We start from the raw sequence: 16,920 nt of genomic DNA, 5'->3' as shown, positions 1-16,920 counted from the left end.
GGGGTCAGGAGGCGGCGCTCCGGTAACGGCGCAGGCTGAGCAGGACGGTGAGGGCGAGGACGGCGCCCAGCGAGACGGCGATGGTGAGCGTCTCGTGCCGGGCGGAGCCACCGGCGGCGGTCACCGGGTTTCCCCAGAGCCGTCGCAGCGCCGTCACCACGGCGCTGACCGGGTTCCACTCGGCCACCGGCCGCAGCCAGGGCGGGAGGCGGTCGACGGACTGGAAGGCGTTGGAGAGGAAGGTGAGCAGGACGGTGACCAGCCCGGCGAAGACGTTGATGGTCTCCAGGTTGCGCGAGAACATCCCCAGCGCCACGCCGACCCAGAGCATCGCGTACATGAAGGCGGTGAGCACGGCCAGGCCCGCGGCGAGGCCCAGCGCGTCGGTGTGCGGGCGCCAGCCGAAGAGCAGGGCGAACGCGGTGACCACGGCGAGGCCGACCAGTGCGACGACCAGGTCGCCGAGGGTGTGGCCGGCGAGCACGGCGGAGCGGGAGATCGGCATCGAGCGGAACCGGTCGACCAGTCCGCCGCGCAGGTCCATGGCGATCGCCACCGCCGTCGGGCCGATCCCGGCCAGGCCGGTCTGCACCGCGACGCCGGCGAAGATGTACTCCTGGTAGCTGCCCTGGCCGGAGATCGAGAGCGAGCCCTGGAAGAGGTAGCCGAGGACGATCATCGAGATCAGCGGGTTCATCACGATGCCGATCAGGCGGCCGGGACCCCGGCGCAGGCGGCGCAGCCGGCGGCCGGCGACCGCGAGGGACTCGGTGAGCAGGGCCAGCGGGGGTGCGGGCCGGCGGATGTCGGTGAGGGTCACCACGGGCGGTCTCCGTTCCGGGCGTCGCGCGGGCGGCCGGCGGGGCCGTCGAGGCGGGCCAGTTCGCTCTGGACGGCCCGCCCGACGGCGGCCTGCGGGCCGGGGTGCATCAGGTACTCGTGGCCGCAGGCGATCCGGTGGAGCCGGACGTCGCCGGTCACGTGCCCGGTCCAGCGGTGGTGCTGCTCGGCGAGTTCGTCGGCCGTCCACTCCTCGGTGGCGGCGAACAGGTGCAGATCGCCCCGGAACCGGCCGGGGGTGAAGCGTTCCATCAGCCCGCCGTGGGCGCGGGAGAGCCGCAGCAGGCGAAGGACGCCGGGCTCGTCCAGCCCGGCCAGCGGGCTGTCCTCGCGGCGCAGCACGGTGAGCAGCCGGGCGGGGGTGACGTCCAGTCCGGTGAACTCGGAGCGGCTGCGGCCGAGCGCCTCCAGGGCGCGGAGCAGCAGCTCCCGGTCGTCGCCCGGGTCCGCGTCGCGGCCGGTCCGGCCGGGGTAGCCGTCGAGGTCGGCGAGGTAGTCGACCCGTTCGCCGGCCGCCTGGAGCCGGACGGCGATCTCGTGGGCGAGCACACCGCCGTAGGACCAGCCGAGCAGCCGGTACGGGCCGTGCGGGCGCAGCCGCCGGATGCGTCCGACGTGGTCGGCGGCGGCCTCGCGGAGGTCGGTGGGCGGGGGTGCGGAGCCGTCGAGGGCGGGTGACTGGAGGCCGTAGAGCGGGTAGCGGGGGTCGAGGTGCCGGGCCAGCCCGAGGTAGGGGAGGCTGAAGCCGAGCCCGCTGTGCACCAGGAACAGGGGTGGTGCGTCGCCGTCCGGGCGGATCGGGAGGACGGTCGCGAAGGGGTCGAGGGCCCGGGCCTGCGGGTGTCGCACCGGGCGGGCGCGGCCGGCCAGTTCGGCGACGCTGCGGTGCAGGACGATGTCGGCGACGTCCAGGTGCAGGCCCGCCGCCTGGGCGCGGCCGGCCAGCCGGACGGCGAGCAGGGAGTGGCCGCCGAGGTCGAAGAAGCCGTCGTCGATGCCGACCCGTGCCAGGCCCAGCACCTCGGCGAAGAGGGCGCAGAGCGTCTCCTCGACGGCGGTGCGCGGGGCCCGCGATTCGGCCGAGGCCGCGAAGTCGGGCGCGGGCAGGGCGCGGCGGTCGACCTTGCCGCTCGGGGTGAGCGGGAGGGCGTCCAGGACGACGACGGCGGCGGGGACGTGGGAGGCGGGCAGCCGGGCGGCGAGGTACTCGCGCAGCCCGTCGTCGGCGCCTACCACGTAGGCGGCCAGGGCCGCTGCGCCCGGACCGTCCGAACGCGCCACCACCACCGCCCGGCTCACCGACGGATGCGCCAACAGCGCCGCCTCCACCTCACCAGGCTCCACCCGGAACCCCCGCACCTTCACCTGCTCGTCCGCCCGCCCCAGGAACACCAACTCCCCACCCGCCGTGAACCGCACCAGATCCCCCGTCCGGTACATCCGCCCACCCGACCCGAACGGACACGCCACGAACCGCGACGCCGTCAGACCCGGACGACCCCCATACCCACGCGCCAGACCCGCCCCCGCCAGATACAACTCCCCCACCACACCCGGCACCACCGGACGCAACCCCCCGTCCAGCACATACACCCGGGTGTTGCGGATCGGCCGGCCCAGCGTGACGGGGCGGCCCGCGGCGAGGGTGGCCGCCGTCGACCAGATGGTGGTCTCGGTGGGGCCGTAGAGGTTGGTGACCTCGCGGGCGGCGGCCAGCAGCCCGGCGGCGAGGGTGTCCGGCAGTGCCTCGCCGCCGACCAGGACCCGCAGGCCGCGCAATGCCTCGGGGGCGTGCAGCAGCAGTTCCTGCCAGAGCGCCGGGGTCGCCTGCATCACCGTGACCCGGTGGCGGGCGACGGCCGCGGCCATCGCCGGCTGGTCCAGGGCGGCGCCGTCCGGTGCGACGACCAGGCCGGCGCCCGCCAGGAGCGGCAGGTGGATCTCCAGGCCGGCGATGTCGAAGGACCAGGTGGTGACGGCGAGCAGCCGGTCGGCCGGGCCGAGCGGGACGCGCTCGGCCATCGCGAGCAGCAGGTTCAGCAGCGCCCGGTGCTCGACCACCACGCCCTTGGGGCGCCCGGTGGAGCCGGAGGTGTAGAGCGTGTACGCGGGGTGGCCGGGCCTCGGCGGCGCCGTCCGGTCCGTGCCGTCGAGGGCGGCGGCGGCCGCTGCGGCCTCGGCCAGGTCGACCCGGGGGACGCCGGTGTCGGGCAGGGCCGGGGCGGTGGTGCGGTCGGTGAGCAGCAGGGCGGGCCGGGCGTCGTCGAGCATCAGCCGGATCCGCTCGGCTGGGAGCGCCGGGTCGATCGGGAGGTAGGCGGCGCCGGCCTTGAGGACGGCGAGCAGGGCGACCACCGCCTCGGCGGAGCGCGGCAGGGCGAGGGCGACCAGCCGCTCCGGGCCGGCGCCGAGGCCGGTCAGCCGGCGGGCCAGCCGGTTGGCGCGGGTGTTGAGTTCGGCGTAGCTGAGGCGGGTGTCCCCGGCGAGGACGGCCACCGCGTCCGGGGTGCGGGCGGCGGTGCGCTGGAACGCCTCGACCACGGTGCCGGGCGGCTCGGGGCGGGTGGTGTCGTTCCACTGGTCGAGCACCCGGTGGCGTTCGGCGGCGGACAGCACCTCCAGCCGGCCGAGCCGGGTCCGCGGCTCCCGGGCCACCTGCTCCAGCAGGCGGACCAGCCGGGCGGTCAGGGCGTCGGCGGTGGCGCGGTCGAAGAGGTCGGCGCTGTACTCCAGGGCGCCGGTGAGGCCGTCCGGTGCGGCGTCGGCGCCCAGCTGCTCGGTGACGACGAGGGAGAGGTCGAACTTGGCGGTGTCCAGGCCGAGCGGCGCCGGGCGGGTGTCCAGTCCGGGCAGGTCCAGGACGCCGGGGGCGTTGTTCTGCAGCGTCAGCATCACCTGGAACAGCGGGTTGCGGCCCATCGAGCGGGCCGGGTCGAGGGCGTCGACCAGGCGCTCGAAGGGGATGTCCTGGTGCTCGTAGGCGGCCAGGGCGCTCTCCCGGACCCGGCCGAGCAGGGTGTGGAAGGTCGGGTCGCCGGACAGGTCGGTGCGCAGCACGAGGGTGTTCATGAAGCAGCCGACGAGGTCGTCGAGGGCGTCGTCGGTACGGCCGGCGATCGGTGAGCCGATCGGGATGTCCTCGCCCGCCCCCAACCGGGACAGCAGCGCGGCCAGACCGGCCTGCAGCACCATGAACAGCGACGCCCCCGACTCCCGGGCCAGCAACGCCAGCCCCGCATGGGCCTCGGCCCCCAGCCGGAACGGCACCGTCCCCCCGCGGTGCGAGGCCACCAGCGGCCGCGGACGGTCGAACGGCAGCGCCAACTCCTCCGGCAGACCGTCCAACTGCTCCCGCCAGTACGCCAACTGCCGCGCCCCCAGCGAACCCTCCACCCGCTCGTCACCGAGCAGCTCCCGCTGCCACAGCGCATAGTCCGCATACTGCACCGGCAACCCGCACCACTGCGGCGGCGCCCCCGCCACCCGCGCCGCATACGCCCGCGACAGATCCCGGGCGAGCGGGGCCAGCGACCAGCCGTCGGCGGCGATGTGGTGGACCACCAGCAGGAGCAGGTGCTCATCGGGTCCGGTCCGGAACAGCACCGCCCGCAACGGGGGCTCCACGGACAGGTCGAAGGGTCGGCCGGCCTCGTCGGCGGCCGCCTCGGCGAGGGCCTCGGGGCTGACCGCGCGGTGGCGCAGCTCGGCCCGGTCGTCCAGGATCCGCTGGTGGGGCTCGCCGTCGGCCTCGGGGAAGACGGTCCGCAGGCTCTCGTGCCGGCCGGCCAGATCGGCCAGCGCCGCCCCCAGCGCCCCCGCGTCCAACGGACCGGCCAACCGGACGGCGAGCGCCATGTTGTAGGCGGCCGAGCGCCGGTCCAGCCGGTTGAGCAGCCAGAGCCGCAGCTGGGCAGAGGAGAGCGGCAGCCGGTCCGGGCGGTGGCGCGGGCCGAGGGCGGGCCGCGCGGCGGGGCCCCCGTGGAGGCGGCCGGCCAGGCCGGCGACGGTCGGGGCCTCGAAGACGTCCCGGATGGCCAGGCCGGTGCCGAGGGCGGCCCGGGCGCGGCTGACCAGTCTGGTGGCGAGCAGGGAGTGCCCGCCGAGGTCGAAGAAGCCGTCGTCGATCCCGACCCGGTCCAGGCCCAGCACCTCGGCGAAGAGGGCGCAGAGCGCCTCCTCGACGGCGGTGCGCGGGGCCCGCGAGCCGGCCGAGGCGGCGAAGTCGGGCGCGGGCAGCGCCTGGCGGTCGGTCTTGCCGCTCGGGGTGAGCGGCAGCGAGCCGAGCACCACCACGGCGGAGGGGACCATGTACTCGGGCAGCCGGGTGGCGGTGAACTCCCGCAGGACCGCCTGGTCCGGCTCCGTGCCGACCACGTAGGCGACCAGGGCCGCTGCGCCCGGACCGTCCGAACGCGCCACCACCACCGCCCGGCTCACCGACGGATGCGCCAACAGCGCCGCCTCCACCTCACCAGGCTCCACCCGGAACCCCCGCACCTTCACCTGCTCGTCCGCCCGCCCCAGGAACACCAACTCCCCACCCGCCGTGAACCGCACCAGATCCCCCGTCCGGTACATCCGCCCACCCGACCCGAACGGACACGCCACGAACCGCGACGCCGTCAGACCCGGACGACCCCCATACCCACGCGCCAGACCCGCCCCCGCCAGATACAACTCCCCCACCACACCCGGCACCACCGGACGCAACCCCCCGTCCAACACGTACACCCGGGTGTTCCAGATCGGTCGGCCGATCAGGGTCTCGGCGGAGCCGGTGCGGACCTCGCCGCGGGTGGCGACGGCGCCGGCCTCGGAGGCGCCGTAGAAGTTGAGCAGCCGGGCGGCGGGCAGGCGGCGGCGGAAGGCCTCGGCGGTGGCCGGGGGCAGTTGCTCGCCGCTGCAGATCCAGACCGGGCAGTCGGCCGCGCGGGGCAGCTCGTCGCTCTCCAGCAGGGCGTTGAGCAGGCCTGGCACCACGGTGAGCCGGGCGATGCCGTACCGGGCCACCGCCTCGGCCAGGTCGGGCACGCTGCGGGCCGTGTCGGCGTCGACCAGGACGGTCGATCCGCCGGACAGCAGCGGGGCGAGCAGTTCGGTGATGCCGTCGATCACGCTGACCGGCGACTTGGCGAGGACGGCCGCCGTGCGCTGCCCGGGCAGCTCCTCGGCGAACCAGGTGAGCCGGTTGACCAGGGCCCGGTGCAGGCCGAGGACGCCCTTGGGGCGGCCGGTGGAGCCGGAGGTGTAGATGACGTAGGCCGGGTGGTCGGGCCGCAGCGGGGCCGCCCGTTCGGCGTCGGTCACCGGGGTGTCGTCGGCGGCGTCGGCGGTGGGGCCGGGTTCGGGCTCCGGGGCGTCCAGCAGCAGGCGTGGCGCCTCGCCGGGCGGCAGCAGCCCGGCCGTCGCGGTGTCGGTGAGCAGCAGGACGGGCCGGGCGTCGTCGAGCATCAGCCGCAGGCGTTCGGCCGGGTAGGCGAGGTCGAGCGGCAGATAGGCGCCGCCGGCCTTGAGGACGGCGAGCAGGGCGACCACCAGGTCGGCCGAGCGCGGCAGGGCGAGGGCGACCAGCCGCTCCGGGCCGGCGCCGAGGCCGATCAGCCGGCGGGCCAGCCGGTTGGCGCGGGCGTCGAGTGCGGCGTAGCTGAGGCGGGTGTCCCCGGCGAGGACGGCCACGGCGTCCGGGGTGCGGGCGGCCTGGGCCTCGAAGACGCGGGGCACGGTGGTGTCCGGATCGCCTCCGGCGGTGTCGTTCCACTGGTCGAGCACCCGGTGGCGTTCGGCGGCGGACAGCACCTCCAGCCGGCCGAGCCTGGTCCCCGGCTCCCGGGCCACCTGCTCCAGCACCCGCACCAGGCGCTCCGCCAGCGCCTCGGCGGTGGCGCGGTCGAAGACGTCGGCGCTGTACTCCAGGAAGCCGTCGAGTCCGGCGGGTGCCGCGTCTGCGCCGTGCTGCTCGACCAGGAAGACGTTCAGGTCGAACTTGACGGAGTCGGCGGCGGGCGGCTCGAAGGTGGGCCGCACGCCCGGCAGGTCGAGGCTCGGCCGGGCGTTGTTCTGGAGGACGAGCATCACCTGGAAGAGCGGGTTGCGGCCCATCGAGCGGACCGGGTCGACGGCCTCGACCAGGCGCTCGAAGGGGATGTCCTGGTGGGCGAAGGCCGCGAGGGCGGTCTCCCTGGCGCGCTCCACCAGGGTGTGGAAGGTCGGGTCGCCGGACAGGTCGGTGCGCAGCACGAGGGTGTTCATGAAGCAGCCGACGAGGTCGTCGAGGGCGTCGTCGGTACGGCCGGCGATCGGTGAGCCGATCGGGATGTCCTCGCCCGCCCCCAACCGGGACAGCAGCGCGGCCAGACCGGCCTGCAGCACCATGAACAGCGACGCACCCGACTCCCGGGCCAGCAACGCCAGCCCCGCATGCGCCTCGGCCCCCAGCCGGAACGGCACCGTCCCCCCGCGGTGCGAGGCCACCAGCGGCCGCGGACGGTCGAACGGCAGCGCCAACTCCTCCGGCAGACCGTCCAACTGCTCCCGCCAGTACGCCAACTGCCGCGCCCCCAGCGAACCCTCCACCCGCTCGTCACCGAGCAGCTCCCGCTGCCACAGCGCATAGTCCGCATACTGCACCGGCAGTTCGTCCCACTGCGGCGGCGCCCCCGCCACCCGCGCCGCATACGCCCGCGACAGATCCCGGGTCAGCGGGGCGACGGACCAGCCGTCCCAGGCGATGTGGTGGACCACCAACTGGAGCAGGTGCTCGGCGGGGCCGATCCGGAACAGCACGGCCCGCAGCGGTAGTTCGGTACCGAGGTCGAAGCCCCGCCCGGCCTCTTCGGCGGTGGCCGCGGCCAGCTCCTGGGCGGTGACCTGGCGGACCTCCAGTTCGGGCGCCGCGTCCAGCACCTGCTGGCAGGGTTCGCCGTCGGCCTCGGGGAAGACGGTCCGCAGGCTCTCGTGCCGGCCGGCCAGATCGGCCACCGCCGCCCCCAGCGCCCCCGCGTCCAACGGACCGGCCAACCGGACGGCGAAGGCCACGTTGTAGGCGGCGCTCCCCACGTCCAGCCGGTTGAGGAACCAGTGCCGCAGCTGGGCGAAGGAGAGCGGCAGCCGTTCGGGCCGTTTGGCGGGCAGCAGCGCGGGGCGGACGTCGCCGCCGGTGGTGAGCTGCTGGGCGACGCCGGCGACGGTGCGCTGTTCGAAGAACATCCGGATCGGCAGTTCGGTGCCGAGCGCGGTGCGGGCCCGGCTGATCACCTGGGTGGCCAGCAGCGAGTGGCCGCCGATGGTGAAGAAGTCCTCGTCGATGCCGACCTCGGCCGTGCCGAGCACATCGGCGAAGATCGCGCAGAGGATCTCCTCGACGGGGTTGCGCGGGCCGCGGCCGGCCAGGGCGGGGGCGGACTGCGGGTCGGGCAGGGCCTTGCGGTCCAGTTTGCCCTGCGGGGTGAGCGGGAGTTCGTCGAGTGCCACCAGGGCGGCGGGGACCATGTACTCGGGCAGGGCGGCGGCGAGTTCCGCGCGCAGCGCCCGCAGGTCGGCCTCACCGGGCGCGCTGGTCACCACATAGCCGACCAGCCGTTCCTCACCCTCGCCGGAGCCCGGGCCGCCGACGTCGCTGGTGCCGTCGCTGCCGCCGCCGCGTACGACGACGGCGGCCTGGGCGACCTCGGGACGGGCGGTGAGCGCGGCCTCGATCTCGCCGAGCTCGATCCGGAAGCCCCGCAGCTGGACCTGGTCGTCGGCGCGCCCGGCGTAGTCGAGCTGACCGTCAGGGAGCCAGCTCGCGAGGTCGCCGGTGCGGTACATCCGCTCGCCGGCCGGGCCGAAGGGGTCGGCGACGAAGCGGCCGGCGGTCAGGCCGGGCCGGTCCAGGTAGCCGCGGGCCAGGTTGCCGCCGACGTAGAGCTCGCCGACCACCCCGGCGGGGACGGGCCGCAGCGCCGCGTCCAGGACGTAGACGCGGTGGGCCCGGGTCGGCCGGCCGATCGGCGGCCGGCCCGGGGAGCCGTTCAGCCGCTCGCTGACGGTGGAGGCGAGGACGGCCTCGGTCGGGCCGTAGCCGTTGAACATCCGCAGCTGCCCGGACCAGCGCGCGACCACGTGCGGCGGGCAGGCCTCGCCGGCCACGACCATGGTCAGGTCGGCGGGCAGCCGGGTGCCCTCGGGGAGCGCGGCGGCCACCACCGGGGGCAGTCCGGCGAGGTTGACCCGATGGCGGTGCAGCAGGTCGACCAGCGGCCGGCCGGGGACCCGGCAGTCCTCGCCGGCGACGACGAGGGTGCCGCCGCCGAGCAGCGAGAGGCTGAGCTCCCACACCGAGGCGTCGAAGCTGAACGAGGCGAACTTGAGCACCCGGGTGTCCGCGCCGACGCCGAACCGTTCGATCAGGCTGGCGACCATGGCGGCGAAGCCGCAGTGGTCGACGGTGACGCCCTTGGGGCGGCCGGTGGAGCCGGAGGTGTAGATGACGTACGCGGGGTGCCGGGGCCGCAGCGCGGTGGTCCGGTCGGCGTCGCGGGGGGCGTGCCCGGGGGCGGACCGCAGGGCGGCCGCCGTCCCCGGGTCGTCCAGCAGGACGGTGGTGCAGCCGCCCGCCGCGAGCCGGGGCGCCAGGTCGGCGGTGGTGACCAGGACGGCGGGCCGGCTGTCGGCGAGCATGAAGTCGATCCGGTCGGCCGGGTACTTGGGGTCGATCGGCAGGTAGGCGGCGCCGGTCTTGAGCACGGCGAGGACGGCGGCGGTCATCTCGACCGGGTCGGGGAGGGCGAGCGCGACGATCCGCTCGGGGCCGACGCCCAGCGGCATCAGCGTGTGGGCGAGGCGGTTGGCGCGCTCGTCCAGGGCGCGGTAGGTGGTGGCGGTGTCGTCCTCGGCGATCACCGCGACGGCGTCCGGGGCCTCGGCGACCCGGGCCTCGAAGAGCGCGGGGACGACGGTCCGCGGGGCGGGGTCGGCCTGCCCGGCCCAGCGGCCGAGGATCAGCCGCCGCTCCCGGTCGGCCGCCGGGTCCAGTCGCCCGACGGGCTGTCCGGGCCGGTCCAGGACGGTCTCGACCAGGTCGACCAGGGCGTCCAGGAGCCGCTCGACGTCGGGGCGCCGGTGGGCGGCGGGCCGGTACTCGGCGCTGAGGGCCAGCCGGCGGCCCGGGTACACCAGGACGGCGAGGCCGCGCTCGCCGGCGAGCCTGGTCCGGCCGTTGCCCAGGCGCAGCTCGGGGACGATCGCGCCGAGGCCGGCCAGGTCGGCCCGGGGCTGGTTCTGGTAGCTGAGCACGGTGTCGAAGAGGTCGCCGGAGCCGGCGAGCCGCTGCACCTCGGCGAGGCCCAGGTGCCGGTGGTCCAGCAGGGCGCTCTGCTGCTCGTCGATCCGCTGGAACAGGTCGGCGACCGGCTCGGCCGGATCGAGGGTGACGCGCACCGGCAGCATGGTGAGGAAGAGGCCGACGAGCTCGTCGATGCCGGGCAGTTCGGGGGGCCGCACGGAGTGGACCGCGCCGAACACCACGTCGGTGGCGCCGGTGAGCCGGCCGAGCAGCAGGGCCCAGCAGCCCTGCAGCACGGTGTTGAGGGTGAGGTGCCGGGAGCGGGCCCAGCCGGTGAGCCGCTCGGTGAGCTCCTCGGGCAGCTCCCGCTCGACCGTCTCGGGCGGGCGGGGGTCGTCGCGGTGGTCGGCCCGGGCCAGCATGGTCGGCCCGGCCAGTCCGGCGAGCGCCGTCCGCCAGGCGGCCCGCGCGGCCTCGGTGTCCTGGGCGGCCAGCCAGGAGAAGTAGGCGCGGTAGGAGGGGGGTTCGGGCAGCGCCGCCGGATCGGCGCCGGCCGCGTAGAGGGTGAACAGCTCCCGGGCCAGGACGCTCATCGACCAGCCGTCGGCGAGCAGGTGGTGCACGGTCCAGAGCAGGCGGACCTGGTCGTCGGCGAGGCGGAGCAGGGTGAAGCGCAGCAGCGGCGGCTGGGCGAGGTCGAAGCCGCGGGCCCAGTCGGCGTCGGTGAGCCGCTCGGCCTCGGCCTGCCGGGCGGCCTCGTCGGGCAGGCCTCTGAGGTCGGTCTCCGTCCAGGGCAGCGGCGCCTGGAGGGCGACCAGCTGGTGGGGCCGCTCCCCGGGGCGGGCGGGGAAGTGCACCCGCAGGCCGTCGTGGCGGGCGATCAGGGCGGCGGCGGCCGCGCGCAGGGCGCCCGTGTCGAGCGGGCCCTCGATGTCGAGGGCGGCCTGCAGCAGGGAGGAGTCCACACCCTGGCGGTCGAGTTCGGCCTGGAACAGCAGGCCCTGCTGGAGCGGGGAGAGGGCGAGCGGCTCGGGCGGCTTCGGGCCGAGCGTCGCGGCGTGCGCGACCAGGGCCTCCAGTGCGCGGAACCAGCCGTGGGCGATGGCCTCGGCGTCCTCGTCGGCGAGCACCCCGGGCGCCCAGAGCCAGTCGGCGACGAGCCGCGGCCCGTCCGGCCGGTCCTCGGTCACCGGGGTGGCGGCGAGCACGTGGCGCAGCGGCATGTCCGGGTGGACGCCGGTGCCGACCACGCCGTGGCGGGTGTCGAGCGCCCAGTCCCGGTCGGTCCCGCCGGCCGGGAAGCGGCCGAGGTAGTTGAAGCCGAGTTCGGGTACGCCGGCCCGGGCGAGGCCGGCCAGGGTCTGCGGGTTGAGGTGGCGCAGCAGGCCGTGGCCGAGCCCGTGGTCGGGCAGCCGGCCGAGCTGTCCGCGGACCGCGCGCAGGGCGGTGCCGACGGCCTCGCCGGCGTCGTGGAAGGCGGCCCGGTCGGCCTCGGCGAGCGGCAGCCGGACGGGGTAGACGCTGGTGAACCAGCCGACGGTGCGGGAGAGTTCGGCCTCCTCGGTGAACTGCTCGCGGCCGTGGCCCTCCAGTTCGACGCGGACGGCCGTGGGGTCGGCGGCGGGGGCGGCGGGGCCGGTGTCGCGCCCGTGCCGCCGGTCGGCGACGGCGACGGCGAGGGCGGTGAGCAGCAGGTCGTTGATCCCGCCGCCGTAGGCCTGTTCGGCGCAGGCGAGCAGCGCGGCCGTGGTGTCGGCGGGCAGTTCCAGGCGCAGCCGGTGCGCGGTGCCGTACACGTCGCGGGCGGGGTCGAGCGGGCGGGTGCCGAGCGGCGGGGCGTCGGGGGCCGACTGCGCGGCCCAGAGCGGGTACTCGCGGACCCGCTCGGTGCTGCGGGCGTTCTCGTCGAGCAGGCGGGACCAGCGGCGGTAGGAGGTGCCGACCGGGTCGGGGGCGCGGCCGGCGCAGGCGGCGGCGAGGTCGGCGGTGAGGATGCGCCAGGAGACGCCGTCCACGCAGAGGTGGTGGACGACCCAGACCAGGCGGCCGCGGCGGCCTGGGCCGGCGTCGAGCAGGACGAGCCTGGTCATCACGCCGTCCTCGGGGGCGAGGCCGCGGCGGGCCGCGTCGAGCTGGTCCTCGACGGCGGCGGCCAGCGCCGCCGGGTCGTCGGCGGTGGCGGACACGTCGACGCGGTGCAGCACGGCGGCGGCGGGGACGGCTCCGCGGGGCAGCGCCTCCAACGTCCAGAGGCCTTCGGCGACCACGGTCAGGCGTGAGCGCAGCACGGCGTGGTGGTCGAGCAGGGTGGCGGTGGCGTCGGCCAGCCGCTCGGGGTCGAGGCCGGCGGGGGTGGTGAGCACCACGTACTGGCTGTACTCGCGGGTGCGTCCGTCCAGCGTGCCGAGGTCCTCGCGCAGCTGGTGGGCGATCGGGAGCAGCTCGATCTCGCCGGTCTCGTCCGGCTCCGGTACCGGTTCCGACCGGGCGGCCGCGGTGAAGGCGGCGACCGCGGCGATGGCGGCGGGTGTGCGGTGCCGGCGGATCTGCAGGGGGGTGAGCAGCAGGCCGGCCCGGCGGGCGTGGCCGACGGCCTGGATGGCGCTGATGCTGTCGCCGCCGAGTTCGAAGAAGCCGTCGTGGACACCGACGGCCCGGACGCCGAGCACCTCGGCGAAGACGGCGCAGACGATCTCCTCGGCGCGGGTGCGGGCGGTGCCGCGGGCCTCGGCGGGGGCGGTCGCGGGGGCGGGCAGGGCGCGCCGGTCGAGTTTGCCGTGGGCGGTGCGCGGCAGCGCGTCGAGGACGAGGAGGCTCTGCGGGACGAGGTGGTCGGGCAGGACGGCGGCCAGCTCGGCGCGCAGCCCCGCGGTGTCCGGGGCGGCGCCCGCGCGGGGCACGCAGTAGCCGATCAGCCGGGTGCGCCCGGCGGGGTCGGTGTCGGCGATGACGGCGGCGTCGGCGAGGGACGGGAGGGCGCGCAGCGCCGCCTCGATCTCGCCCGGTTCGATCCGGTGGCCGCGGACCTTGACCTGGTGGTCCCGGCGGTCCAGGAAGACCAGCCGCCCGTCCTCGCCGCGGACGACCCGGTCGCCGGTGCGGTACATCCGGGTGCCGGCCGGTCCGTACGGGTCGGCGGGAAAGGCGGCGGCGGTCCTGGCCGGGTCGCCGAGGTAGCCCCGGCCGACGCCGTGGCCGGCCACGTACAGTTCGCCGGCCACGCCGGGCGGCACCGGGCGCAGGTCGTCGCCGAGCACGTGGAGCCGGGTGTTGCGGACGGGGAGGCCGATCGGCACCGGGCCGTCGGGCGCCACCGTGCCGGGGCCGAGGTGGGCGTGGGTGACGTCGTCCGAGCACTCGGTCGGCCCGTAGGCGTTGACCAGTCCGATCCTCGGGTAGCGCGCCGACCAGCGGCGGCAGAGGTCGGCGGGCAGCGCCTCGCCGGTGGCCACCAGGTGGCGCAGCGCGGGCAGTTCGGGGGCGGCGCCGGTGAGGTCCCAGGTGTCGAGGGCGGCGCGCAGCAGGGAGGGGACGAGCTCCAGCACGGTGACGCCCTCGGCGGCGGCGAGGGCGAAGAGCCGTTCGGGGTCGGCGGCGGTGTCCCGGCCGACGATCCGGACGCTGCCGCCGGTGACGAGCGGGGCGAGCAGTTGCCAGACGGAGATGTCGAAGGTGACGGGCGCGTTCTGGACGATGACGTCGTGCCGGGTGAGTGCGAGGTCGTCCGCCTTGGCGAGCAGGTGGTTGACCAGGCCGGCGCGGTGCACCATGGCGCCCTTGGGCCGTCCGGTGGAGCCGGAGGTGAAGATCACGTAGGCGAGGTCCTGCGGGGTGCCGGCCGGCGGGGCGAGGTCCTCCACCGGGGCCTCCGCCGGGTCGTCCGCCGGGTCGCCCGCCGGGTCGTCGGTGTCGTCGAGGACGACGATCCGCACCGGTCGGCCGGCGGCGGCCTGTTCGGCGGCGGCCCGGTGCTCCCGGTCGGTGACCAGGGTGGGGATGCCGTTGTCGGCGAGCAGGGCGGCCGTCCGGGCGAGCGGGGCGTGCACGTCGAGCGGGACGTAGGCGCCGCCCGCGCCGAGGACGCCGAGGACGGCGGTCAGGAAGCCGCTGCCGGGGGCGGCCAGCACACCGACCAGACCACCGACCGGCCCGCCGGCCGGACCGTCGTGCTCCAGGCGGCGGGAGAGCGCGCCGGAGCGGCGGGCCAGCTCGGCGTAGCCGGTCGCCCCGGTGTCGTCGGTGACCGCGACCGCGTCGGGCCGCTCGGCGGCGAGCGCGCGGATCCGGCTGACCACGCAGTCGAAGCCGGCCGGGCGCTCGGGCCCGGCCCCCGCGCGCAGCCAGGCCGTGTGCTCCTCCGCGGCCGTCTCCAGGGCGCCGATCGGCCGGGCGCCGTCGGCGGCGGCGAACTGTTCGGTGAAGCGGGTGAGCCGGGCCAGGTGGGCGTCGATCTCGGGGCCGGTCCACAGGTCGGGGTTGCCGTTGAGGTGCAGCTCGATGCCGGTGTCGGGCCGCTCCAGCACGGTGACCATCAGGTCGTCGATCAGACCGGTGGAGAGGTTGACCACCCGGGCGGTGCAGGGGCCGACGGCCAGTTCGGTCTGCTGCGGGAGCAGGTTGACGAAGGGTCCGAACGGGCGGCGGTCGTCGCTGCGCAGCCCGAGGTCGCGGCGGACGGCGCTGACCCGGCGGCGCTGGTGGCGCAGCGCCTGCGCCAGCTCGCGGGAGGTCTCCCGGAGCAGGCCGTCCCTGGTCAGGGCGGGGCGGACGGGGACGCGCAGCGGCAGGTAGTTGGCCATCATCCCGGGGACGGCCCGCTGCCCGGCGGTGAGCCGGGCGGTGGCGGGCAAGGTCAGCAGGACGTCCTCGGCGCCGGTCATCCGCTGGGTGTAGACGGCGACGGCGGCCAGCACCGCGGTGGGCCAGGTGACGTCGGCGCGGGCGGCGGCGGTGCGCAGGTGGGCGGCGGCGGCCGGGGTGAGGGCGGCCGTCCGGCGCAGGAAGCCCTGCGGGGCGGTGCCGGTCGGGCGGCGGCGGGAGAGGCTGAGCAGTTCGGGCGGCTCGGGGAACCGGCGCTGCCAGAACGCGGCGTCCTTGCGGGCGTGCGGGGAGGCGGCGTACTCGGCCTCGGCGGCGAGCAGGCCGGCCAGCGGGGGCAGGGCCCCGGCGGTGGCCGCGCCCTCCGCCGCCTCGCCCTCCGTGACCGGCTCGGCGTACAGCTCGGCGAGGCGGCGCCACAGGACGGTCTGGCTGAAGCCGTCGCAGAGCAGGTGGTGGACGCAGAGGTAGAGCAGCGTGCGGTCCTCGGCCAGGGTGAGGGCGCCGAGCCGGAACAGCGGTCCGGCGGCGAGGTCGAAGGGCTCGGCCAGATCGGCCCGCAGCCAGCCGTCGGCAGCCGCGCCCGGATCCGGGTCGGCACTGAAGTCCGGTTCGGAGAGCGGGAGTTCGGTGAGATCCTCCAGGTACTGGCGCGGCTCGCCGTCGGTCTCGGCGAAGCGGGCGCGCAGGCATTCGGCCTCGGTGACCAGCCGGTGGAGCGCTCCCCGCAGCCGCCCGCGGTCGAGCGGGCCGCGGAGGTCCAGGTACCCGGCCGAGTTGTAGGCGTTGCTCCCCGCGGAGTCCTTCGCGTCGAGCCAGATCTCCAGCTGGCCCGCGCTGAGCGGCAGGGCGGTACGCGGGTCTGAGGTCATCACAGGCTCCAGGTGGAGATGGTGGTCGGGCCGAGCGGGACGGGACGCGCGCCCAGGGCCTCGGCGCCCAGGGCCTCGGCGCCGAGGTGCTCGCGCACCCAGCCGTCGTGGTAGACGGTCTCCAGGTACCGCTCGCCGAGGTCGGGGGCGATGGCGACGGCGGTGAGGCCGCCGTCCGGCCGGTGCTCGTCGAGCCAGCGGGCGGCGCCGCTGACCACCGTCCCGGTCGAGCCGCCGAGCAGGAACCCGCCGCGCAGCAGGCCGCGGCAGGCCCGGACGGTGTCGGCCTCGGACACCAGCACGACGTCGTCCACGTAGGAGTCGTCGAGGATGGCCGGGCGCACGCTGGTGCCGACGCCCGGGATCATCCGGGTGCCGGGCGGGCCGCCGAAGGTGACCGAGCCGGCCGCGTCCACCGCGACGATCGTCACGCCGGGGTTGTTCTCCCGGAGGAACCGGGCGCAGCCCATCAGGGTGCCGGTGGTGCCGGCGCCGACGAAGAGCACGTCGAGGTCGGGGAAGGCCTTGGCGATCTGCGGGCCGGTGGTGCGGTAGTGCGCCGTCCAGTTGCCGGGGTTGGCGTACTGGTTGAGCCAGTGGTAGTCGGGGTGCGCGGCGCAGAGGTCGGCCACCCGGTCGAGCCGGGCGCCGAGCAGGCCGCGGTCAGGGTGGGCCTCGGTCACCACCTGGACCTCGGCTCCGAGGGAGCTCATCAGCCGCCGGGAGGCGGCGGTGCAGCGCGAGTCGGTGACGCAGACGAAGCGCAGGCCCCGGCTGACGGCGACCAGGCTGAGGGCCACGCCGAGGTTGCCGGAGGAGCTCTCCACGATGGTCATCCCCGGCCGCAGCGTTCCGGACCGCTCGGCCGCGTCCACCATCTCGCTCGCGGCCCGCAGTTTCACCGAGCCGGCGAAGTTGAACCCTTCGCACTTGAGGTACAGCGGGCGGCCGAGGACCGGGCGGAGGTCGACGTAGAGGTCCTCCACGTCGAACTCCTGCGGTGTCGTGATCACTGGCATGCGTCTACTCCCACCCGGTCATGACGCGGTAGCGGGTGCCGAATTGGTCCGATGTGGTCCGAGCTGGTGCGGGGCGGGCGCGGGGCGCCGAGCCCATGCTGTCCGAGGG

At 76.1% G+C, this 16,920-nt stretch carries 3 protein-coding genes; all 3 read right to left on the bottom strand.

Annotated elements, in window-relative coordinates; genetic code table 11:
- Positions 1 to 4 precede the first annotated feature (4 nt).
- The 3 genes from ACGFZP_RS17565 to sbnA are packed head-to-tail and all read right to left on the bottom strand — an operon-like array spanning position 5 to position 16,811.
- Positions 5 to 823 carry an ABC transporter permease gene (locus ACGFZP_RS17565; protein ID WP_392933418.1) on the bottom strand — a complete coding sequence of 273 codons (819 nt, stop codon included), beginning with the start codon at positions 821 to 823 and terminating at the stop codon, positions 5 to 7.
- Positions 817 to 15,792, bottom strand: coding sequence for an amino acid adenylation domain-containing protein (locus ACGFZP_RS17560; RefSeq protein ID WP_392933416.1), 14,976 nt, complete (start codon positions 15,790 to 15,792; stop codon positions 817 to 819). Before ACGFZP_RS17560 ends, ACGFZP_RS17565 begins: the two co-directional genes overlap by 7 nt.
- Positions 15,792 to 16,811: a 2,3-diaminopropionate biosynthesis protein SbnA gene (sbnA, locus tag ACGFZP_RS17555; protein ID WP_392933413.1), complete on the bottom strand. Its 1,020-nt coding sequence runs from the start codon at positions 16,809 to 16,811 to the stop codon at positions 15,792 to 15,794. The genes ACGFZP_RS17560 and sbnA overlap by 1 nt, the downstream gene beginning before the upstream one ends.
- Positions 16,812 to 16,920 lie beyond the last annotated feature (109 nt).

Origin of the sequence: Kitasatospora sp. NPDC048239 (assembly GCF_043202015.1) — a bacterium.
Lineage (GTDB): Bacteria > Actinomycetota > Actinomycetes > Streptomycetales > Streptomycetaceae > Kitasatospora.
The sequence above is the reverse complement of the archived record's forward strand: the minus strand, read 5'-3'. Positions and strand labels throughout refer to the sequence as shown.

What these genes read in the sequence shown, in the direction of transcription:
- ACGFZP_RS17560 (WP_392933416.1), bottom strand. Translation starts at nt 15,792, where the DNA reads ATGACCTCAGACCCGCGTACCGCCCTGCCGCTCAGCGCGGGCCAGCTG.
- sbnA (WP_392933413.1), bottom strand. Translation starts at nt 16,811, where the DNA reads ATGCCAGTGATCACGACACCGCAGGAGTTCGACGTGGAGGACCTCTAC.